This window comes from Sinomonas terricola (assembly GCF_034931225.1).
Lineage (GTDB): Bacteria > Actinomycetota > Actinomycetes > Actinomycetales > Micrococcaceae > Sinomonas > Sinomonas terricola.
In genome coordinates this window covers 25,972-46,375 of sequence record NZ_JAYGGQ010000020.1, presented here as the reverse complement: position 1 = coordinate 46,375, position 20,404 = coordinate 25,972, and the positions used below count along the sequence as shown (strand labels likewise).

22 protein-coding genes are annotated in these 20,404 nt (G+C 67.4%); 12 read left to right on the top strand and 10 right to left on the bottom strand.

All coding sequences use genetic code 11. The features are described from left to right. Window positions 1-19: 19 nt before the first annotated feature. Genes SPF06_RS20090 through SPF06_RS20070 form a run of 5 tightly spaced genes read right to left on the bottom strand, consistent with a single transcriptional unit; the run spans window position 20 to window position 3,200 of the window. On the bottom strand, window positions 20-214 hold the full coding sequence (locus SPF06_RS20090) for a tautomerase family protein (protein ID WP_323280940.1): 195 nt from the start codon (window positions 212-214) through the stop codon (window positions 20-22). Between the two features lie 4 nt (window positions 215-218). Next, window positions 219-1,178 (bottom strand): VOC family protein, encoded by a 960-nt coding sequence (locus SPF06_RS20085; protein ID WP_323280939.1) that lies wholly within the window; start codon window positions 1,176-1,178, stop codon window positions 219-221. Further along, window positions 1,175-1,621, bottom strand: coding sequence for a carboxymuconolactone decarboxylase family protein (locus SPF06_RS20080; RefSeq protein ID WP_323280938.1), 447 nt, complete (start codon window positions 1,619-1,621; stop codon window positions 1,175-1,177). Before SPF06_RS20080 ends, SPF06_RS20085 begins: the two co-directional genes overlap by 4 nt. Continuing rightward, complete coding sequence (locus SPF06_RS20075) at window positions 1,618-2,406, bottom strand: 2-keto-4-pentenoate hydratase (RefSeq protein ID WP_323280937.1); 789 nt, start codon at window positions 2,404-2,406, stop codon at window positions 1,618-1,620. The genes SPF06_RS20080 and SPF06_RS20075 overlap by 4 nt, the downstream gene beginning before the upstream one ends. Continuing rightward, a complete protein-coding gene (locus SPF06_RS20070; protein ID WP_323280936.1) occupies window positions 2,403-3,200 on the bottom strand; it encodes a 2-keto-4-pentenoate hydratase in 798 nt (265 codons plus the stop codon). The genes SPF06_RS20075 and SPF06_RS20070 overlap by 4 nt, the downstream gene beginning before the upstream one ends. Before the next feature lie 109 nt (window positions 3,201-3,309). On the opposite strand from SPF06_RS20070, the gene SPF06_RS20065 reads away from it, so the two are divergent. From SPF06_RS20065 to dmpG, 3 genes are all read left to right on the top strand, one after another. Beyond that, entirely contained in the window at window positions 3,310-4,053 is a 744-nt protein-coding gene (locus SPF06_RS20065; RefSeq protein WP_323280935.1) for an IclR family transcriptional regulator, read from the top strand. A 98-nt stretch (window positions 4,054-4,151) separates the two neighbouring features. Beyond that, entirely contained in the window at window positions 4,152-5,066 is a 915-nt protein-coding gene (locus SPF06_RS20060; protein ID WP_323280934.1) for an acetaldehyde dehydrogenase (acetylating), read from the top strand. After that, window positions 5,063-6,109, top strand: coding sequence for a 4-hydroxy-2-oxovalerate aldolase (gene dmpG / locus SPF06_RS20055; RefSeq protein ID WP_323280933.1), 1,047 nt, complete (start codon window positions 5,063-5,065; stop codon window positions 6,107-6,109). Before SPF06_RS20060 ends, dmpG begins: the two co-directional genes overlap by 4 nt. A gap of 221 nt (window positions 6,110-6,330) precedes the next feature. Here the strand turns inward: dmpG and SPF06_RS20050 are convergent, their stop codons facing one another. Both SPF06_RS20050 and SPF06_RS20045 read right to left on the bottom strand, forming a co-directional pair. Further along, window positions 6,331-7,689 (bottom strand): MFS transporter, encoded by a 1,359-nt coding sequence (locus tag SPF06_RS20050; RefSeq protein WP_323280932.1) that lies wholly within the window; start codon window positions 7,687-7,689, stop codon window positions 6,331-6,333. A 26-nt stretch (window positions 7,690-7,715) separates the two neighbouring features. After that, window positions 7,716-8,483, bottom strand: a complete 768-nt coding sequence (locus SPF06_RS20045; protein WP_323280931.1) for a sugar phosphate isomerase/epimerase family protein — start codon at window positions 8,481-8,483, stop codon at window positions 7,716-7,718. Between the two features lie 332 nt (window positions 8,484-8,815). On the opposite strand from SPF06_RS20045, the gene SPF06_RS20040 reads away from it, so the two are divergent. The 8 genes from SPF06_RS20040 (at window position 8,816) to otnC (ending at window position 16,091) form a co-directional block, all read left to right on the top strand. Continuing rightward, window positions 8,816-10,147: an MFS transporter gene (locus tag SPF06_RS20040; RefSeq protein ID WP_323280930.1), complete on the top strand. Its 1,332-nt coding sequence runs from the start codon at window positions 8,816-8,818 to the stop codon at window positions 10,145-10,147. A 67-nt stretch (window positions 10,148-10,214) separates the two neighbouring features. Then, entirely contained in the window at window positions 10,215-10,943 is a 729-nt protein-coding gene (locus tag SPF06_RS20035; protein WP_323280929.1) for an SDR family NAD(P)-dependent oxidoreductase, read from the top strand. A gap of 20 nt (window positions 10,944-10,963) precedes the next feature. Next, window positions 10,964-11,785 (top strand): IclR family transcriptional regulator, encoded by an 822-nt coding sequence (locus SPF06_RS20030; RefSeq protein ID WP_323280928.1) that lies wholly within the window; start codon window positions 10,964-10,966, stop codon window positions 11,783-11,785. Window positions 11,786-11,792: 7 nt separating this feature from the next. Continuing rightward, the gene (locus tag SPF06_RS20025) at window positions 11,793-12,578 is read left to right on the top strand and encodes an HpcH/HpaI aldolase family protein (RefSeq protein WP_323280927.1); all 786 of its coding nucleotides are present in this window, start codon (window positions 11,793-11,795) and stop codon (window positions 12,576-12,578) included. Continuing rightward, window positions 12,579-13,511 carry an SMP-30/gluconolactonase/LRE family protein gene (locus SPF06_RS20020; RefSeq protein WP_323280926.1) on the top strand — a complete coding sequence of 311 codons (933 nt, stop codon included), beginning with the start codon at window positions 12,579-12,581 and terminating at the stop codon, window positions 13,509-13,511. Beyond that, window positions 13,508-14,185, top strand: a complete 678-nt coding sequence (locus tag SPF06_RS20015; RefSeq protein ID WP_323280925.1) for an aspartate/glutamate racemase family protein — start codon at window positions 13,508-13,510, stop codon at window positions 14,183-14,185. The genes SPF06_RS20020 and SPF06_RS20015 overlap by 4 nt, the downstream gene beginning before the upstream one ends. Beyond that, window positions 14,182-15,465 carry a 3-oxo-tetronate kinase gene (gene otnK / locus SPF06_RS20010; RefSeq protein ID WP_323280924.1) on the top strand — a complete coding sequence of 428 codons (1,284 nt, stop codon included), beginning with the start codon at window positions 14,182-14,184 and terminating at the stop codon, window positions 15,463-15,465. Before SPF06_RS20015 ends, otnK begins: the two co-directional genes overlap by 4 nt. Continuing rightward, the gene (gene otnC, locus SPF06_RS20005; RefSeq protein WP_323280923.1) at window positions 15,462-16,091 is read left to right on the top strand and encodes a 3-oxo-tetronate 4-phosphate decarboxylase; all 630 of its coding nucleotides are present in this window, start codon (window positions 15,462-15,464) and stop codon (window positions 16,089-16,091) included. Before otnK ends, otnC begins: the two co-directional genes overlap by 4 nt. Before the next feature lie 187 nt (window positions 16,092-16,278). Here the strand turns inward: otnC and SPF06_RS20000 are convergent, their stop codons facing one another. From SPF06_RS20000 to SPF06_RS19990, 3 genes are all read right to left on the bottom strand, one after another. Further along, window positions 16,279-17,490 (bottom strand): cation:proton antiporter, encoded by a 1,212-nt coding sequence (locus tag SPF06_RS20000; protein ID WP_323280922.1) that lies wholly within the window; start codon window positions 17,488-17,490, stop codon window positions 16,279-16,281. Window positions 17,491-17,499: 9 nt separating this feature from the next. Further along, the gene (locus SPF06_RS19995; RefSeq protein WP_323280921.1) at window positions 17,500-17,886 is read right to left on the bottom strand and encodes a hypothetical protein; all 387 of its coding nucleotides are present in this window, start codon (window positions 17,884-17,886) and stop codon (window positions 17,500-17,502) included. Window positions 17,887-17,987: 101 nt separating this feature from the next. Further along, window positions 17,988-18,737: a peptidoglycan-binding protein gene (locus SPF06_RS19990; RefSeq protein WP_323280920.1), complete on the bottom strand. Its 750-nt coding sequence runs from the start codon at window positions 18,735-18,737 to the stop codon at window positions 17,988-17,990. Window positions 18,738-19,225: 488 nt separating this feature from the next. Here SPF06_RS19990 and SPF06_RS19985 point away from each other — a divergent pair, with 488 nt between their 5' ends. Further along, on the top strand, window positions 19,226-20,350 hold the full coding sequence (locus tag SPF06_RS19985; protein WP_323280919.1) for a glycosyltransferase: 1,125 nt from the start codon (window positions 19,226-19,228) through the stop codon (window positions 20,348-20,350). Window positions 20,351-20,404 lie beyond the last annotated feature (54 nt).

Here is a 20,404-nt window from a genome sequence, read left to right as displayed (position 1 = left end):
CTTCCGTGGGGGTGCACTGCTAGCGGCGGGCGCGTTCGGCGAGGGTTTCCCCGCCGGCGAGCCAGAGTTCTGGGGCGATCTGGCGGACGAGGACGCGGATGGACGCCTCGGGCGCGCCTATGCTGCGGTGCACGGTGTCGTGGACGTCCTGCATGAGGCGTCGCAGGTCATCTTCGCTGCGGCCTTCGGCGAGGGTGATCTCGATGATGGGCATGCGGCTAGGTCTGGCTGGGGGTGGCGTAGTTGTAGAACGACTCCGGGCAGGCGACGCCCCAAGCGGTCGAGCGGCCACCCTTCTCGGTGTTCCAGTACACCGTCTCGAAGTCGGGCGAGAAGATGTGGATTCCCCCGGCGAAGACCTCGATGCGGTTGCCGCCGGGTTCGTAGACGTAGAGGAAGAAGCCCTGGGTCCGGGAGTGCTTGGCCGGGCCGAATTCGACGAAGACGTTGTTCTCCATGAAGATGTCGGCGGCTTTGAGCACGTCCTCGCGGCTGGTGACCTCGTAGGCGAGGTGGTGGAGGCGCCCGTCAGTGGGTGCGGGTTCGCGGGTGAGGGCGAGGTCGTGGGCCTTGGTCTGCAGGCTCAGCCACGCCCCGACCTCGGTATCGGGGGTGGGGGTCAGGATCTCCCGGGGCTTGAAGCCGAGGGCCTCCTGCTGGAAGGTGCGGCTGGCGTGCACGTCGGGGACGAGCAGGTTGATGTGGTCGATCCGTTCGACGGCGACGCCGTGGGGGCGGTACTTCTGCGGCTGGTTGGGGAGGTAGGGCTCCTCGCCGTCCGGAGCCCGATACTTCTCGGTCTCGAAGTAGACCTCCATCGTGTGGCCGCCGGGCGCGGTGAACTGGAAGGACTTACCGTGCCCGATGTCGCCGTCGGTCCACCGCCCCTCGATGCCCATCGCCTCGATGGCGGCCACCCGGCGGTCGAGCGCCTGGGGGCTCATGGCGCGCCAGGCGACGTGCCCGAGCCCGGCCTGCGGGGCGGCGGTGAGCTTGAGGGAGGTGAGGACCTCGTCGCCCCAGGCACGCAGGTAGACGGAGTCCGCGGTCTCCTCGACCCGGTACAGGCCGTAGACCTCGGTGAAGAACCGGGCGCTGGCCTCGAGGTCGGGGGTGAGGAGTTCGGTGTGCCCGAGCTGGGCGACGTCATAGACAGGTTCGCGGTAGTCGATGGTCATGGGGTGCTCCGTTGCATCAGGTGGTTGATCTCGTCCAGGACGGCCGGGGCGCGGTTCGCCACGGACACCCCGCCGAAGAGGGCGGCGAGGTTGACGGTGGCCTGCAGCTGCTGCTCCGTGGCGCCAGCGCGCCGCGCGGCGACGCCGTGCAGCTTTGCCGCATCGCTGAGCTTGGACATGAGGATCCCGAAGAGGATGAGCTGGGCGGTCTTCTGGTCCAGGCACTCCGGATACATGGCGAGGCTGCGCAGCTGCTCCTGGGCGACAAGCAGGTCCGAGTCGGTCTCGGCGAGGGAGTCGAACCGAGCGGCCACCCGCGGGGGGACGAAGCCGATCAGTTCCTCGTATGAGGCGCGGAAGGCCTCGATGCGTCGGGCGAGCTCGGCCGCCCTTCCCCGCTCGTCCAGCTCCTCGGCGGCGGGAGCGGCGTCGGCGCGGTTCACGCGGCGCTCCCGGCCGTGACGATGGTGCCGAGGGTGGTGAACTCGGCCGAGATCTGGTCCCCGGGGTTGACGAAGACGGCGTCGGTGAGGCCGCCGGTGAGCACCAGGGCCCCGGCCGGGATGGACCGGCCGCGCTCGGCCAGCGAGTTCGCGGCGAGGGCAAGGGCCTCGCCGGGGTGGCCCTGCACTGCCGCGCCGGTCGCGGTGTCGATGACACTGCCGTTGACTCTCACGAGCACGGCTTCGAGGGCCAGGTCGAGGCCTTCGGGGTCGAAGCCCCGGGCGGAGACGATGTAGCGGGCAGAGGAGGCGTTGTCGGCGATGACATCGGGCAGGGTGAACTTGAAGTCCTTGAACCGGCTGTCGATGACCTCGAACCCCGCATGGACGGTCTCCACGGCCGCCATTGCGGCAGCAGCGGTGACGCCGGGGCCCTTGAGCTCGCGGCCCATGACGAAGACGATCTCCGGCTCGATACGCGGGTGGATCAGCTCGTCGAGCGGAACAGGCACCCCTGCACCGAGGACCATGGCATCCGTGATGACGGCTGTGAGGGGGGAACTGATGCCCATCCGCTGCTGCTTGGCCCGCGACGTCAGGCCGAGCTTGACGCCGGTCACCGTGTGGCCCTCGGCCTGCTTGAGCCTGATGACCTCGTCCTGGACGCGGTAGGCGGTCTCGACATCCAGCTCGGCCCATTCGTCGGTGATGGGGGTGATGTCGCGCTGTTCGGCCTCGGCATCGAGGAGGTGCTGCGCGGCGGAGGCCACATTCCATTCGGTCATCGCGTCTGCTCACTTTCGAAGTAGGTGGTGACGAGCCCGAGGCCGGCGAATTCGGCGCTCACGGTGTCCCCGGCCGCGACTGGGACGGCGGCGCAGACGGATCCCGGCATGACGACCGAGCCGGCCTCGAGTTTCACGCCGAGCTGCCCGAGGGTGTTGGCGAGCCAGACCAGGGCATTGATCGGCGAGCCGAGGACGGCGCCGCCCGCGCCCGTGCCCACGACCTGCCCGTTCCGGTAGAGGTTGCAGCCCGTGCGGGGCAGGTCGAGGTCCTGCAGTGCCACAGGGCGGCTGCCGAGCACGACGCCGCCTGAGCTGGCGTTGTCGGCGATCGTGTCCGCGAGGGTGATCCTCCAGTCCGCGATGCGCGAGTCGATGATCTCCAGCGAGGCGATGGCGTAGTCGACGGCGGAGATCGCCTCGGCCACTGTCACCCCGGGTCCCGCGAGGGGCCGCTTGAGCACGAACGAGATCTCCGGCTCGACCTTGGGAGCGATGAACGCCCCGAGGTCCACCGGGGCGGAGTCGAGGTGGAACATGTCCTCCCGCAGATGGCCGTAGTCCGGCTGGTCCACCCCAAGCTGGAGCTGCATGGCACGCGAAGTGAGTCCGACCTTGTGTCCCTTGATCACATGCCCGGCGTTCTTCCAGTGCTCCACCTGCGCCAGCTGGATGCCGTAGGCCTGCTCGATGCTCAGGCCGGGGACAGTCTCAGACAGAGGCGCAATGGGCACCCCCGAGCGGTAGGCATCCAGCAGCGCCGCGGCTGCGTCGCGGGGATCGTAGTCGACCATGGGGACCTCGTTGTCGTCCGGAGGGGCTTTGGGGCAGTTCGTTGACTATAGGCATCCCCGACCGAATACTGGGCGAGTGTGTCCCAGTGAACGGAACAATCTTGACTCCATGGTGAGCCGGGTGGCCGCCATCCTCTCCGCCTTCACCTCCGAGACCCCCGCGATGGGGGTCTCCGAGCTCGCGCGCAGGTGCGGCCTGGCCAAGTCCACGGTCTCGCGGATCGTGGCCGAGCTGATCGAGCACGGCTTCCTTGAGCGCAAGGGCAACGACCTCATCCTGGGCCTTCGCGTCTTCGAGCTCGGCGAGCTCGCCGCACGCCCCCGCGACCTGCGCCGCCTTGCCGTGGCGGTCATGGCCGACCTTCGCCAGGCGACCGGCCAGACAGTGCACATGGCCGTTCTGGAAGATGCGGAGGTCGTCTACATCGCGATCATGCATTCGCGCACCTCCCCCCGCATGCCCTCGCGTGTGGGCGGCCGGATGCCCGCGTTCGCCACAGGGGTCGGCAAGGCCCTGCTCGCCTTCGCGCCGATGTCCGCAGTTGACCGCGTCATCGAAAAGGGCCTCTGGAAGGTGGGCCCGCGCACCATCACCGACGGTGATGTGCTGCGCGACGAGCTGCTGCGCATCCGCGCCTCAGGCCTCGCGATCGAGCGCGAGGAGTCCGGCGAGGGGATCAGCTGCGCCGCGGCCCCCATCATCGGCGCCGACGGGACTGTCGTCGCCGCCATCTCGATCTCCGGGTTCAGCGACTACCTTGACGTCTCCCAGGTCGGGCCGGCCGTGCAGACCGCCGTCCTGGGACTGAACCGGCTGCTCAAGACGCGTCCTGCCGCCCTGCCGCACCTCTAGGGCGTTCCGCTCATCGAGACGCCACCTTGGCTCCGAACGGTGAGCGCTCCTACGGTTCATGGACCTGCCACTTCCATGACCGAAGGCGCTCAGAACCTATGGACACCACTAGACTCACCGCGGCGATCGTCGGCCCCGGGAACATCGGAACGGACCTGCTGATCAAGCTGCTGCGCAGCGAGCGGCTCTCCGTTCATTCGATGGTCGGGGTAGACCCTGCCTCCGACGGCCTTGCCCGCGCGAAGGCGATGGGCATCCGCACCAGCCACGAGGGAGTCGACTGGCTCCTGGCCCAGGATGACCTGCCTGATCTGGTCTTCGAGGCCACCTCCGCCAAGGCCCACCTGGCCAACGCCCCCCGGTACGCAGAGGCCGGCATCACCGCCATCGACCTCACCCCGGCCGCCGTCGGCCCCTTCCTGTGCCCGGCCGTCGGACTTCCGGATGACCTCGACGTCCAGAACGTGAACATGATCACCTGCGGTGGACAGGCCACCATCCCGATCGTCCATGCCGTCAGTTCCGTGGCCGAAGTCCCCTATGCGGAGATTGTCGCCTCGATCTCCTCCCGCTCCGCCGGGCCCGGGACCCGGGCCAACATCGACGAGTTCACCGAGACCACGTCCCACGCTATCGAGACCGTTGGCGGGGCCCGCAGGGGCAAGGCCATCATCATCCTCAACCCGGTCGAGCCGCCGATGATCATGCGCGACACCGTCTTCTGCGCGATCCCTGCCGACGCGGACCGCAACGCCATCGCCGAGGCGATCACCGCCCGCGTCGCCGAGGTGCAGAAGTACGTCCCCGGCTACACCCTGCGCACCGAGCCCCAGTTCGACGATGCCAGCGAACAGTGGGGCGGCAACGCCCGGGTCACCGTCCTGCTCGAGGTGCGCGGCAACGCCGACTACCTGCCCGACTGGGCCGGGAACCTGGACATCATGACCGCCGCCGCCGTCCGGGCCGGCGAGCTCATTGCCGAGCACAAGACCCAGCAGAGGATCCCCGCATGAACGCCCCGTCGCCCGCCCTGCCCGCGCTCCGACTGACCGACACGACCCTGCGGGACGGCAGCCACGCCGTCCGCCACCAGTTCACGCTCGAGAACGTGCGGGAGATCGCCGGGGCCCTTGACGCCGCCGGGGTCCAGGCCATCGAGGTCACCCACGGGGACGGGCTCGCCGGCTCCTCGTTCAACTACGGCTTCGCCCGCCACACCGATGTCGAACTCGTCACCACCGCCGCGCAGAGCGTCCGCAGCGCCAAGATCGCCGTCCTGCTCCTGCCCGGCCTCGGCACGGTCCACGAGCTCAAGGCCGCACACGGGGCGGGGGCCAGCATCGCTCGCGTGGCCACTCACTCGACCGAGGCGGACATCTCCGTCCAGCACTTCGCCGCCGCACGGGACCTGGGCATGGAGACCGTGGGATTCCTCATGCTCTCCCACAAGAACACCCCCGAAGGGCTGGCCCGGCAGGCCCGGATCATGGCCGATGCCGGCTGCCAGTGCGTCTACGTCGTCGACTCCGCCGGGGCGCTGCTCATGGACGGCGTCCGCGACCGGGTCAGCGCCCTCGTCGCCGAGCTCGGCGACGACGCCCAGGTCGGCTTCCACGGGCACCAGAACCTCTCGCTCGGGGTCGGCAGCTCGGTCGTCGCCTACGAGGCAGGAGCACGCCAGATCGACGGCACCCTCTGCGCCCTCGGCGCCGGGCCCGGCAACTCCCCGATCGAGGTCCTCGCCAGCGTCTTCGACCTCATGGGCGTGCCCCTCGGAGTCGACGTCGACGCCGTCAGCGCCGTCGCCGAGGAGATCCTCCGGCCGATCGCCGAAGGCCACCTTCCCCGCATCGACCGCAACGCGCTCGTCCAGGGCCGCTTCGGGGTTTACAACTCCTTCTTCCTGCACGCCGAGCGTGCCGCCGCACGCTACGGCGTCCCCGCCCACCGGATCCTGCGCCGCGTCGGCGAGCTCGGCTACGTCGGCGGCCAGGAGGACATGATCATCGACGTCGCCCTCGAGCTCCAGAAGGAGCAGCAGGCCCTCATCGGCTAGGCGCAGCACCTGAATTCCGACGACGGCGGGGGCGCCGGGGAGAGATCCCTGGGCGCCCCCGCCGTCGTCATGTCCAGGATGATCCAGCGCAGTCCCACGGTCGAAGCATGGGTGGGGCCGGTGGGAGCGCCATTGAGGATCCTTGCGGCAGGCGCAGGAGGCCCCCGGCCGGGAACCGCATGAGGTCCCAGGCCGGAGGCCACTTACGCTGCTCTGCTTCCTTACGCGGACGCTTCCTCAGCGACTGCTGGCAGTGCCGACTTCGACCTCGAGCCGGCCCCGAGCCCATCGAGCGGTACACGGAAGGTCTCGCGAGCGGTCGTCGCCGAGATGGCAGCCACGCCGCAGATCACTGCGATGAGCACCGCGACCGGAACCCATCCGCCCGCGCCCGGCAGGGCGATCGCGACCGCGATCGAGGGGATGAAGCCCTGGAAGACGAAGCCCAGCTGGGTCGAGACAGCCATGCCGGAATAGCGGACCCGCTCGCTGAACATCTCGGCGTAGAAGGCCGGCCAGATGGCATTGGCCGCCGAGTACGTCAGACCCGTGACGAGCACAGTTCCGAGCACGGCGCCCCCGAAGGTGCCCGTCGCCACCAGGGGGAAGTAGGCGAACATCGCGGCACCCGAGCCGACGCAGCCGAAGATGAAGACAGGCTTGCGCCCGATCCTGTCGGCCAGCACGGCGAAGAGCGGCTGGGCAACAAGGGCCACCAGGTTCGCAATGACGATGGCCCAGAGCATGTCGGTCTTGGAGAGCTTCGCCTGGCCTGTCGCATAGGCCAGGCCGTAGACCGAGATCGCGGTGGACACACATGAGATGAGCGCGCAGAAGAAGATGCGGAAGAATGCCGGCCGGTAGTCCCGGATGAACTCGAACACCGGGAAGCGCGAGACCTTCGCCTCCGACTTCAGCTCCTCGAAGGCCGGCGGCTCGGCAAGCTTGCTGCGGACCACGAAGGCCACGAGGACCACGACCGCACTGGCCCAGAACGGGACCCTCCACCCCCACGAGAGCAGCTGCGCGTTCGGCATCGCCGCCACGGGGATGAACGCGAGCGTCGAGACGATCAGGCCGGCCTGCGTGCCGTTCAACGTCCAGCTCGTGAAGAATCCGCGCCGCCCCTCGGGCGAGTGCTCCAGCGTCAGCGAACTCGCCCCAGCCTGCTCGCCAGCGGCGGAGAGGCCCTGCAGCACGCGCATGAGCACGAGGAGCACCGGCGCGGCGGCGCCGATGGTCGCATACGAGGGGAGGCAGCCGATGGCGAAGGTCGAAAAGCCCATCAGGAGCAAGGTGAACACGAGAACGCGCTTGCGGCCGATACGGTCGCCGTAGTGGCCGATGAAGAACGAGCCGATCGGGCGGGCCACGTAGGCGACAGCGAACGTCGCGAGTGAGCTCAGGGTCCCCGCGACCGGGTCGATCTCGGGGAAGAACACCTTCCCGAACACGAGCGCCGAAGCGGAGCCGTAGATGAAGAAGTCGTAGTACTCGACCATGCTCCCCAGGAAGCTGGCCGCGGCCGCCCTCCAAGGTGTCTTGGGGCGCGCGGAAGCACCCTGCGTCATTGCAGTCATGGCGTGGTTCTCCTGTTGTGAGGGTGTTAGTTGGATGGAACGGTGACGGAAGACTGACGTGCCGCCTCGACTGCCCGGCGTGCGGCCGTGACCGCCTGCTCGGCCGCGTCACGGGCGCCCAGAGCCCGGAATTCCGGGGTGCTGACTTCCACGAACCACGGGCCCGTGTAGCCCAGGGCAAGAAGACGCTCCAGCAGGCCGTGGACTCCGAGTTCCCCTTGCCCGGGGAGCATCCGTGCCCTGCGGGCCTGCTGCAGGAAATCGTTGTGAACTCTCGGACCGTCGTTCAGCTGCACAGCGGCGATGCGACTGCATTCCAGATGGTCGAGGAAGGACAGCTTGGCGCCGGTGTTGAAGAAATGCCACACGTCGACAAGGAGGCCCACATTCCCGGCCCCCGAAGCTTCGATCAGCTCCAGGGCCCTCGGATAGCTGTCGATCCGGGACCACGGGAAGGCCTCAAGGGCCAGAGTCACGGAGTGCTCCGCGGCCTCGGCTGCCAGATCCGCCAGGACCGAGGAAGCGGTGGGCGGGTCGAGTGCGCCGCCGGTGAATTCGCCGATGCTCACATGGTGCGCGCCCCAATGTGCTGCCAGACGGAACGCCTTGGTCCGAGCGCGAGGGAGCTCGCCGCCCGTCCAGCCGCTGATGAACTCGACCTCGGCGACCGATAGGCCGGTTCGTCGAAGAACATCGTCTCGTCGGGCCAGTTCGCCTTCATCCTCTTCGTCCACATCGTCGATGTGCACCCCGACGCCCGAGAAGCCGCCTGCGGACGCGGCGGCAGCCCGCACCTCGAAGGGGTGCCGGGCCGGCTCGCCGAACCCCGCACCCGAGAGGGTGACGAAGCTGGCAACGAAGGCATCCTGGGCAAGCGCCGGCGGGCGAAGTTCAGATTCCACGAAGACCTCTTTGTCGAAGGTACGAACCGATTGTGGTCCCCATCACCCGAACCACCCAGTGCCTGTCCTGCTCACCGGAACGACTGCGGCAGGTGAACGGGGACATTGACGTGCCTCGCGACTCGCGCCTAGACTCGGAACTATCCGAACAAGTGATCGGATTCCGAACGGTGAGATGAATCATTCCTCACGCTTCTCATTTCCCGTCTCGATGGAGTACTTCAATGGCGAAGAAGCCAACCCTCACCGCGGAACCCTCGCCTTCAGGCGTCGACTCTCCCGCACAACTTCATGACAACCGCCAGATGCGTCGGGTCGCCCTTGCCAGCGCAATCGGCAATGCAATCGAGTACTACGACTTCAGCCTGTATGCGGTGGCATCCTCGCTCGTCTTCAACGTGGTGTTCTTTCCCAGTTCCGATCCCCTCGTGGGCGCCCTGTTGGCCTTCGTGACCTTCTTTATCGGCTACTGTGCCCGGCCGATCGGAGGCATCATCTTCGGCCACTTTGGTGACCGGATCGGGCGCAAGAAGATTCTGCTGCTGACTGTGCTCATCATGGGACTCGGCACCTTTGCCATAGGCCTTGTCCCCTCGTACTCGGCGATCGGGGTAGTCGCGCCGCTGACGCTGGTGACTCTCCGCCTCGTCCAGGGGATAGGAATCGGCGGCGAGTACGGCGGCGGCATGACGATGACGATCGAGCACGCCCCTGAGAACAAGCGCGGCTTCTACAGCTCGCTTGTGCACATCGGGGTCCCGGCGGGCTTGGTCGTCCCGACTCTCTTCATGGGCGCACTGGCGGCACTCCCGCACGCCGACTTCATCAGTTGGGGCTGGCGGATCCCGTTCCTCAGCAGCATCGTCCTGGTCGCCCTTGGCCTGTTCATCCGATACCGGATCTCGGAGTCGCCCGCCTTCGCGAAGGTCCAGGAGGATGGGGCGACCGCCAAACTGCCCGTCGTCGAAGCCATCCGGGGTCATTGGGGCAACATCCTTGCCGGGATCGGCGCGAAGATCGCCGAAAGCGGCCTATTCAACATCTACGCCGTGTTCGCCATCACGTACTGCGTGAGCACCCTCAAGCTGCCGCAGCAGGAGATTCTCAACGGTGTCATGATCGGAGCGGTCCTCGAGTGCCTACTCCTGCCGGTCTTCGGTGCGCTCTCAGACAGGCTCGGCCGCCGCCGGGTGTACCTGGCTGGACTGATCTTCCAGGCGCTCCTCGCAGTCCCCTTCTTCGCGATGCTCGGCAGTGGCAGCCCCGCACTCATCTACACTGCGATTGCGCTCGGGCTCGGGGTTGGCCACGGCTCGGTCTACGGGGCGCAGGGGGCTTACTTCTCTGGGCTCTTCCCCGCCCGGGTTCGCTACAGCGGCCTCTCCCTCGTGCAGCAACTCGGACCCATCCTGGGCGGGGGGCTCTCCCCCCTCATCGCGGCCACCCTCCTAGCCCAGTACGGAACAAGTTCGGCCGTGGTGGCGTACATGATCGTCGTCGCGCTCATCTCGGCAGGATGCGCGCTGTTCCTCCGCCCCGCCAAGAACCTGACCTGACCCAGCAGAAGCGACCCAGGCAACAAAGAGAAAGAGATCCTTCGTGAACGGCAATCTCAAAGGGACAGTGGCAGTGGTGACCGGCGGCGCGGCAGGCATCGGCAGGGCCGTCAGCGAAGCCCTGCTCGAGGCGGGCGCAAACGTCTCGGTGCTCGACAAGGATGTTGCCGGGGCACCCGCCGGCGTTCAGCCGTTCACTGCCGATGTCGGCAGCGACGAACAGGTCGCTGCCGCCATCGGCGCCATCGGCGAGTCACACGGCCGCCTCGATGTGCTGGTGAACAACGCAGGGCGCAGCTACCCCGCCTCGGTCGAGGACGGTCCGCTCGAAGACTGGCACGCGGTCTTCGACATCAACGTCCTCGGGTATGTCCGAGCCACGCGGGCAGCTCTGCCTTACCTCCGCAGGTCCGGCTCGCCGAGCATCGTCAACATGTCCTCGTGTACGGCGACTACCGGCCTACGCCGTCGAGCGCTCTACGCAGCGACGAAGGGGGCCATCGAGGCCATGAGCCGCGCGATGGCCGCGGATCTGCTCCACGAAGGCATCCGCGTGAACTGCGTCAGCCCAGGCACGGTCGACACCCCCTTCATCAGACGCCTCATCGATGAAGCCCAGAATCCCGATGCCCAGCGTGCGGCGTACAACAATCGCCAGCCGACTGGCTTCATGGTCTCGCCCGAGGAGATCGCCCGGGCAGTCCTCTACCTCGCTGATCCCAAGGCCGTTTCCACGGTTGGCTCGGTCCTGAGCGTCGACGGAGGATTCGGCTCCATGCGCCTCTTCGACTTGTGAACGCCGGAAAGGAAAGACCATTGACCAAGGAAGCATCACCGTCCGAGAACCCGAAGAACGTCGTCAACTCCGTTGGCAAGGCCTTCTCGGTGCTTCAGGCCTTCCGCCCCGAGCAACCCGTCATGAGCGTCAGCGAAGTGGCAGCCGGGGCCGGCCTCGACAGGGGTACAGCCTTCAGGCTCCTCCACACGCTGGCCTCGCTCGGCTATGTCCGGACCGTTCCGGGCAAACGATTCCGACTCGCGCTCAAGTGCCTGGATCTCGGCTATTCTGCTCTCGCCTCACACGAACTCTGGGACCACGCCGGACCCCTCCTCGAGGAATGCGTGCCCGAGGTGGCAGACGCGGCATCCCTCGCGGTAGTCGACGGCAACGACATCGTCTACCTCAAGCGCTACGACACTCCACTCGGGCGGCATCGCGCGGACGCCCGCCCGGGCAGGAAAGTCAGCAACCATGCAGCTGCCCTCGCCCACGCGATCCTCGCTTGGATGCCCGAGGAGAAGCAGATCGAACTCCTCGAGAGCGAACCGCGGATCAAGTTCTCAGAAAAGACGCTGACCGAGCTCCCGGACCTGCTCGCCCGGCTGAAGCTCGTCCGCGAACAAGGATATGCGGCCTCTGACGGCGAAAATGCGTACGGCCTCAGGACGGTCGCCGTCCCCATCCTCGACACGTCCAACAGCCCCGTGGCCGGGGTGAGCCTCACAGTTGACGCAGCCCGGATGCCCATGTCCGACCTCATCCGCGATGGGGTGCCCAAGGCTAAGGCCATTTCAGTGGAGCTCTCGAAGGCCCTTACCAATTATTCCGGCGCGGCCGCCGGCCGTCTCCCCGTTTAGGAAACCCATGAACACTCCCGTCAACACCTTCAAACGCAATCTGGGCTCCCGGCAGCAGGTCGGCATATTCTCGACCTTGAACAGCAGTTCCTTGGTCGAGCTCTTCGCGGGCATCGGATTCGACTGGATCCTGCTCGACACCGAGCACTCGCCCAATGAGATGGCCGATGTCATCGCCCAGCTCCGGGCGATGCAGCTCCACGGAGTGAGCCCCGTCGTGCGGCCAGCATGGTCGGACATGGTCCTCATCAAGCGGCTTCTCGATGCAGGCGCCCAGACCCTTCTGATCCCGTGTATCGAAACGGCGGAAGAGGCCGCAGCCGCCGTGAGCTACACACGGTACCCCCCGGCCGGAGTCAGGGGAGTCTCAGGAAGCTCGCGTGCTGCCAACTATGGCCAGAACCGCGGGTACCTGACCACCGCCGAGGACGAGATCTGCATTCTGGTGCAGATCGAGACCGCCCGAGGTCTCGGCAACCTCGAGGCGATCGCCGCGGTGCCTGGCATCGACGGCGTCTTCATCGGCCCCGCCGACTTGGCTGCCTCTCTCGGGCACATCGGAAACAGCCAGCACCCGGACGTCCAGGCTGCCATCGACACGGCATTCGCCAAGCTGCGCCAGTTGGGGAAGCCGACCGGCTACCTGACCGTCAACGAATCCGAAGCTCGGGCGCGCAGGGCGGAGGGCGTCGACATGCTGGGCGTTGCCACCGACACCTCAATCATCAACACCGGCGCGACTCAGCTGCTCGAGCGCCTCAGCTGCCCCCTTCCCGTAAAGGAGATCGCCTAGATGTGGACCGAGAGCGCCCGCTACCCAGATCCCGCGGTCCGCGTCATCGACCCGGCCTTCGAGAAGTACCGAATCGTCCTTGCCGGAGTCGAGCGCTTGGCCACAGGATTCCGGTGGACCGAGGGGCCGGTCTGGGTGGGCGACGGACGCTACCTGGTCTTCAGCGACATTCCCAACAACCGGCTGATGAAATGGGATGAGACCACGGGTCAGACCAGCATCTTCCGTGGCCCGTCCAACTTCGCCAATGGCAACTCCCGGGACCGTCAGGGTCGGCTCATCAGCTGTGAGCACGGCACCCGGCGCGTGACCCGAACCGAGTACGACGGTTCCATCACCGTCCTCGCCGACAGCTACGACGGGAAGCCGCTGAACTCGCCCAACGATGTGGTGGTCAAGTCCGACGGCAGCATCTGGTTCACAGATCCGCCTTTCGGCTTGAACGACTACGAGGGCTTCCGAGACGAACCGCAGCTGCCGACCAACGTCTACCGGATCAGCACGTCAGGCGAGCTGACCGTCGTCGCCGATGACGTGCGTGCCCCGAACGGGCTCGCCTTCTCGCCCGATGAGACCAAGCTGTACGTGGTGCAGAGTCGTGCCATCCCGCGTCGGAACATCGTTGCTTATGATGTGGGCCCCGACGGAGCATCCCTGAAGAACCAGCAGGTGCTCATCGACGCCGAGGACGGCATTCCGGACGGCTTCCGGGTCGATGAGGACGGGAACCTCTGGTGCGGCTGGGGGATGGGAACCGACGAGCTCGACGGCGTTCGCATCTTCTCCCCGGAAGGTCGCCTGATCGGCCAGATCCACCTGCCCGAACGCTGCGCCAACCTCACCTTCGGCGGTGCGCGCGGAAACCGGCTCTTCATGGCCGCGAGCCGGTCGATCTACTCGCTCTACGTCAACACCAGAGGAGCCGTGCGATGACCGTTGCCTTCGTTCACACCGTGGGCTTTCTTGTGGATGCCTTCAAGGCGCGCATGACGGCCGAGCTGCCTGACGTGCCCGCATTCCACATCCTCAACGAAAGCCTTCTCCAGGACCTGCTCTCCGGCAAGCCGAAGGCGGATGTGCACAGTCGAGTGGCGGACCAAATCCTTCTCGCGTGCGAGGCCGGAGCAGACCTCGTCGTGATGACCTGCTCCTCGACGTCGCCGGGCGTCGACCTCGCACGGGCCCGGACACAGGTCCCCATCCTGAAGATCGATGACCCGATGGCCGCTGCCGCCGTCGCCGCGGGGTCGGACATCACCCTCGTCTGCACCGCGGCCAGCACCGTCGAGCCGAGCTCCGACCTCCTTCGGGCCCACGCGGGTTCCAAGGAGATCGACATCTCGGTTCTTCTGCTCAGCGATGCCTACGAGGCGATTCTCGCCGGCGACCGTGATAGGCACGATGCACTCGTTACCTCGGCAGTCGCAGAAGCGGCAGCAGCCACTGACGCCGTCGTTCTTGCCCAGGCAAGCTTGGCCCACCTGCAGGAGAGCCTCGAGCCGCGCACTTCGACCCCCATCCTCGCAAGCCCACCCCTGCTCATGGCCGAACTCCGGCGCAGACTCGGCCGAAAAGACCACATCGCCGAAGGCAGGGTCCCAGCATGATAGGCGCCATCGCAGACGACTTCACCGGGGCCACTGACGCCGCCGTTGCCTTCCGGCATGCCGGCCTCAGAACAGCCATCCTCTTCGGCACCCCGGCAGAACAGCCGGACCTTCCGCCCCACGACGCGATCGTCATCGCGCTCAAGACCCGCACAGTGGACCCTAACCTCGCTGTGCAGCAGTCGTTGACTGCGGCCCAATGGCTCCGTGCCCGTGGTGCCCCCAGGATCTATTTCAAGTACTGCTCGACCTTCGATTCGAGCGCTGCGGGGAACATCGGCCCTGTGTGCGATGCTCTGGCCCAGCAGCTCGGCTCACCCGTCACAGTCGTGGCTCCCAGCGCTCCGAATCATCACCGGACGCAGTACCTCGGGCACCTGTTCGTCGGAGGCGAGCTTCTTTCCAGCTCGCCCATGCGCAACCACCCCCTCACCCCTATGACCGAGTCCCACATCCCGACCGTCCTGCGTTCCCAAACTGAGCGGCCAGTCGAGCTCGTCACGCATGCTATCGTCCGGGAGGGTCGAGCTGCCGTCCGCAGGGAACTCGACAGGCTCGCACAGTTGGGCGTGCGCTACGCCGTCATCGATGCGGTGACCGCCGAAGACCTCGACGAGATCGGGGCAGCGTGCGCCGAGGACGTTTTCGCGACGGGATCCGCCGGCCTAGCCGGCGGCCTCGGGCATGCCATCGCCGGAGGCGCCCGCGAGACAAGAGGCCACGACGACGGTGCACCGGGCACAGTCGGCGAAGGCCTCGCAGCTGTCTTGGCCGGGAGTTGCTCGGCGAGGACTCTCGAGCAGATCGCCCTGATGCAAGTGGAGCACCCGTCCTATCGTCTCGATGCCCTGTCCTGTACGGACCCGGCGGCTCTCGCTCAAGGAGCTGTCGCATGGTACGACAGCCTCCCAGCGAAGTGGCCAGCACCCCTCATCTACTCATCGCTCGGATCCGAAGAATTGCAGAGGACACAGCAACGACTGGGAACGGACGTCGCCGCGGCCATTCTCGAAGAGGCAATGGGCAGGGTGGCCGTCGCTCTGGTCGAGCGGGGCGTCCGGCGCCTCGTCGTCGCCGGAGGCGAAACGTCAGGATCCGTGGTCACCGCACTCCGCATTCCCGGCGGCCTGATCGGCAACGAGGAGGCCCCTGGCGTCCCGTGGATCTATACCCCTGGGCCAGATCCTCTGGCGCTGCTGCTCAAGTCTGGGAACTTCGGAGACCCCTACCTCCTCACCCGCGCGATCCGCGCCCGCCATGTCCCGGATCTTCAGAAATGACACCCGAATCGGAGCTGAGGGAGTCGATCATCGCCGCGGGACGCTCGCTTTTCGATCGCGGCCTGACGCACGGCAGCACCGGCAACATCAGCGTCAGATGGAACGGAAATATCCTTGTGACGCCAACAGGGTCGAACCTCGGCAGCCTCGATCCCAGCCGGCTCTCCGTCATCGACCCACACGGAAATCACGTCCAAGGGGGCAAACCCTCGAAGGAAGCTTTCCTCCACGCGGCGGTTCTTCGGGCGCGTCCGCAGGCCCACGCCGTGGTCCATACCCACTCAACCCACGCCGCAGCCCTCTCCTGCCTCGACGGGCTCAATCCTGCCGACAGCCTTCCGCCCCTTACCGCCTATTTCGCCATGCGAGTGGGCAGGCTGCCCTTGCTGCCGTATCACGCTCCCGGCGACCCGGCTCTGGAGTGCCTCGCCGAAACAGTCGCCCAGGAAAACACCGCGCTCCTTCTCGCCAACCACGGACCCATAGTTGCGGGCAGCAATCTGCAACAGGCCTTGGACGCCGTAGAAGAGCTCGAAGAGACCGCCAAGCTCTTCTTCATCCTCAACGCCCACCCGACGAGACCGCTTACGTCGCAGCAGGTCTCAGCAATTCGACCATCCAGCTGAGCCACCGTCACCTCGACAGGTCCCTACGCCAGCTGGTCGGCAACCAGACTACGGGGGCCTTCCGTGCGGAACGAGGCTCCGCCGCGTTATTGGCTGTGATCGAAGCCTTGTGGGCCCTGATCGTCCAAACAGCGCTTGGGCTGATGACCCAAGCGAATGACGGCGCCGCTAGGTGCGGGCGCGCAGATCAGGTTCCCGAGGCTGGTCTGCCCTTCGAGCCTTCGGACCCGCCGCTGGGTGCCTCGGGCGAGGCATCGCCCACCTGCGTGTTCGCGGGGGGATGCCTCGCTGCGAAGCTCGCGGCCGCCGTCGTCGCCCCGATGGTCACGAGCGCACCCAGCAGGAGGGCGGCGTCCTCGCCCGCCGCGAGGACGCCGAGGCTCCGGCCGATGGTCGCGGCAGCGACGGGAACGCCGAGCTGCGCCGCGGAGGCCACCGCGAACGGCAGCGACATCCCCGTGAGCCGCGCGGTGGCGTGGGCGAGAATAGCGCCGACGCCGAGGAGGGCGCCGAACAGGATCATCTGCGGATGGCCGCCCAGCTGGCGCAGGTCGATCGAGGCGCCGAGCCACACGAAGAAGACCGGGCCGAGGAAGCCGTCATTGAGGGCGAACAGCTGCCGCGCGAGTCGCCGCGGTTCGCCCACGGCCGAGACCGCGAGCCCGAACGCGAAGCCGGCGAGCATGATCGAGACGTTGAAGAGCGCCGCGAGCCCCGCAAGCGCGAACAGGATGGTCAGCTGGATGCGGAGTTCGAGGGCGAACTTCCGGTCCTCGGAGACATCGTGGAGGCGCTGCCGCGAGCCGTTGGCCTCGAAGTGCCGCAGGAGCCACCACAGGGCGACGGCGCACGCAGCGACGGCGGCGGCCCCGATGGCTTTGGGGCCCGCGTGTGAGGGGTCGATCGCGAGCGGGAGCGCGACGATCGCGGCCACATCCGCGAGAGCCACCGACGCCGTGAGCTCGAGGACCGAGGGGCCCTTGAACTTGAGCGAATCCATGATGGGCAGCACGAGGGCGGCCGACGACGAGGCCATGAGGACGGCGTAGAGCGGCGCGTTCGCGAGCCCGAACAGCAGCGCGATGCCCGTGCCGAGCGCCGCGGCGGCGGCGGCGGTGATGAGGACGCGCAAGGTGCCCTTGCCCACGGCCGCTCGGATCGTGCGGTCGCGGATCGGGACGTGGGTTCCCGAGACGAACATCATGAGGGCGAAGCCGATGTCCGCGAGGAACTTGAGCGTCTCGTTGTCCGAGTTGACCCAGCCGAGTACCGAGCGGCCGACGACGACGCCGGCCAGCAGCTCGCCGAGGACGAGCGGTAGGTGCCACGTGCGCCTTGCCGCGAGCAGCGGGCCCAGGATCGCGACGAGGCAGATGAGGGACAGCTCGGCGAACGACACCGGCGCCTCTCACTCCCCCTGGGACGGGAAATCGGCGATCTTGACCGGGATGTCCGTGTTCTCGTCCGTGTAGTAGCTCGCGCACACGCGGTGGTACCCATCCGCGATCTCGAGGGCCGCGCCGCGGCGGATGCTTCCGCGGACGAGGAGGATGGGGGAGAGCTTCTCGCCCCGGTGCACCTTGATGAGATCCGAGCGGACGTGCGCGTTGGTCTCGTCGAGGAGGGCGAGCTGGGACGCGCGCAGGATGTCCTTGGCCTTCTGATGCGTGACCGGGGCCTTCTTGAGGTCCTTGACGAGGGCCTTGACCTCGTCCTGCGACGCGATGAGGGAGAGGTAACTCGCTGCGGCCGGGTAATCGTGCTCTTCCGGTTCGTCGAGCCATTTGACGGGCATGGTGGGTCCTCTCGGGGAAGCTGACGCGTCCGCGGACGCGCTGTCGGGGTACCGCGTGGCCGCATCATACGCCGTGTAGCCCCGGCCCCGGGCGCCCCGAATCAGTGGAGCCCGATGAGCAGCATCTGGTCCGTGCCCGGGATGCAGGTCTGCAGGAAGATGGGCGGGTAGCCGCCGGCGAAGTTGCCCACCACATATTCCGACGCACCCTGCGACACGACCATTCGCTGGAAGGCCGTGAAGGTCCCGTAGCCCTGGACCGTGACTATAGTCCCCGGCTGGATCCAGCTCATCCTGTTCCAGCCGCCGCAGTAGTCGTGCTCGGCGATGCTGACCGAGACCGTGACGGGCGTGAAATGCACGGGCCCCTGGCACGCGTTCACGGCGGCCTGGCCGCCGGCGCCGACGACGGGGATGAACGCGGACGGCGGCGCCGCGGGCTTGGGGGCGGGGGCGGGGGCGGGGGCCTGCCTCGCGGCTTGTGCGGCCGCGTCCTGAGCCGCTTGCGCGGCGGCGGCCTGGGCGGCTTGAGCTGCGGCGGCCTGTGCGGCCTGTGCCGCGGCAGCTTGCGCAGCGGCCTCGGCTGCCGCTGCCTGCGCGGCGGCCTCCGCCTTCTGCTCCGCTTCGGCGGCCTCTTGGACGAGACGGGCCTGGGTTGCCTCCCGGGCGGCCAGGACGACGGCGCGCTGCTCGCCGAGAGGGTCCGGCGCCGATGCGGCGGACGCCGACGCAGCCGGCGCTGCCGGCGGTGGGGGAGGGACTGCGGCGGATGATCCGCCGACGATCACGAAGGCGCCGACCACCGCTGCGGTGGCGACGAGGGGGCGAATGAAGGCTGAGACCGTTGCCATCGTTGAACCTCGGGTTGGCCGTGCGACAGCGGCTTCACTCCCAAGGTCCCGGGGCGTCATAGGGCGGTAAAGGACGACGGCGTGAATCGCGTCCTCATTCGGCGGTAATCAAGTGGTGGGCTGGCTCGGAAGAATCCCCCGCTGCGTAGTCCTGCGGCGAGGACCAAGTACCCCCGACGAGGGCGCCGAGCTCAGGGTACGTGCAGGTTGCTGGGCCATCGTGGCAGGGGTGCGAAGCCCACGAAAGCCGCCCTCTGGGCGATTTCCGGGCGTATTCTGGGCAAACTCACAGGCCGCCGGGGGCAACCACGCCTCGTTGGGAATGGGGACTTTCCTTAGAATCGGCTATGAATCACCTGAGAATCTGACGGCTTAATACCCGGCGTGCTGTCGTGCCCGAAAGAGCGGCCGATACGTAAGGCAGGAACAGTTGGGGAAGGCGGGGGAGTGGAACCGAAGCATGGACGCGGTGTGGGCGGTTCATCGGCATGAGCCGTCCGCTGCCGCGCATCGGGTGGGTCACCAATCTCGCCGCGCCGTATCGCAGGCCCATCTGGGAGTCCTTGGCGCGTTCCGCGGATTTGCACGTCTTCCTTCTGGAGAACCGCTCGCGTTTCGAGCGGGGCCGGGGGAACCGGGCATCCGAGTGGATGTCCTGGGACAACGCGCCCGTCGCAGTCTCGGAAGTCCCGACCGTGCGTCTGACGGCGGGGGAGCGACAGCTCTACCTGCCGCGCGCGGTGGGCCGACTGCCGGGCAAGGGGTTTGATGCCCTCGTGCTGACGGGGTGGGAGTCGCCCGCTTACTGGACCGCGGCGGCGCGGGGCCGCCGTTGGGGCGCCCGGCTTATCGGCTTCTACGAGTCCACGCTGGCTACCCACGCGTTCCGCCGGGGCCCCATTGCATCGGTGCGGAAGAGGTTCCTCCGGGGACTCGACGCCGTCCTCGCTCCAGGTCCAGCCGCAAAGGAAGCCCTGCTTTCCATGGGCGTCGACGCTTCAAAGATCTTCGTCGGGTTCAATCCCGTGGATGTCCTTGGAATTCACGCCAGAGCTCATCAGGCGAGGGCTTCCGCGGCGGTCGGCGACCGCAGGGCCAATGGCCACCGCTATCTCTACCTGGGGCAGCTCATCGAACGGAAGAACGTCGCAGGCCTTATCGAGGCCTTTGCGAGGCTTGCGGACGGGGACAGTTCTCTCACCATCGCCGGCTCCGGTCATCTTCTCGAGTCACTGTGCGCGCTATGCGATCAGCTGGGCCTTCGCGACCGGGTCGCGTTCGTCGGCCCGGTGCCGTACGAGAGGGTGCCCGAGGTCCTCGCGGAGCACCACACGCTCGTGCTGCCGTCGACGGAGGAAGTCTGGGGCCTTGTGGTCAACGAGGCGCTTGCGGCAGGGATTCACGCCGTCGTCACGCGCTCGTGCGGCGTCGCCGCCTCGGTCGAAGGCATGCGAGGCGTCTTCCTCGCGGACCCTGAGAGCGCGAGCCTCGCGAGCGCGATGGAAGCTAGCAGACGTGCGTGGACTGGTCCCGTCGACCAGCCCGAGATCCTCGTCCACACCCCCGAGGCTTTCGCGCAGGTCGTGCTGGACGCGGTGAGCGCAAGGCGCTGACCCCTCCCTGTATTCTCGAAGGGCCCACGAAAGACGCACGGCGGGGGAGGGACG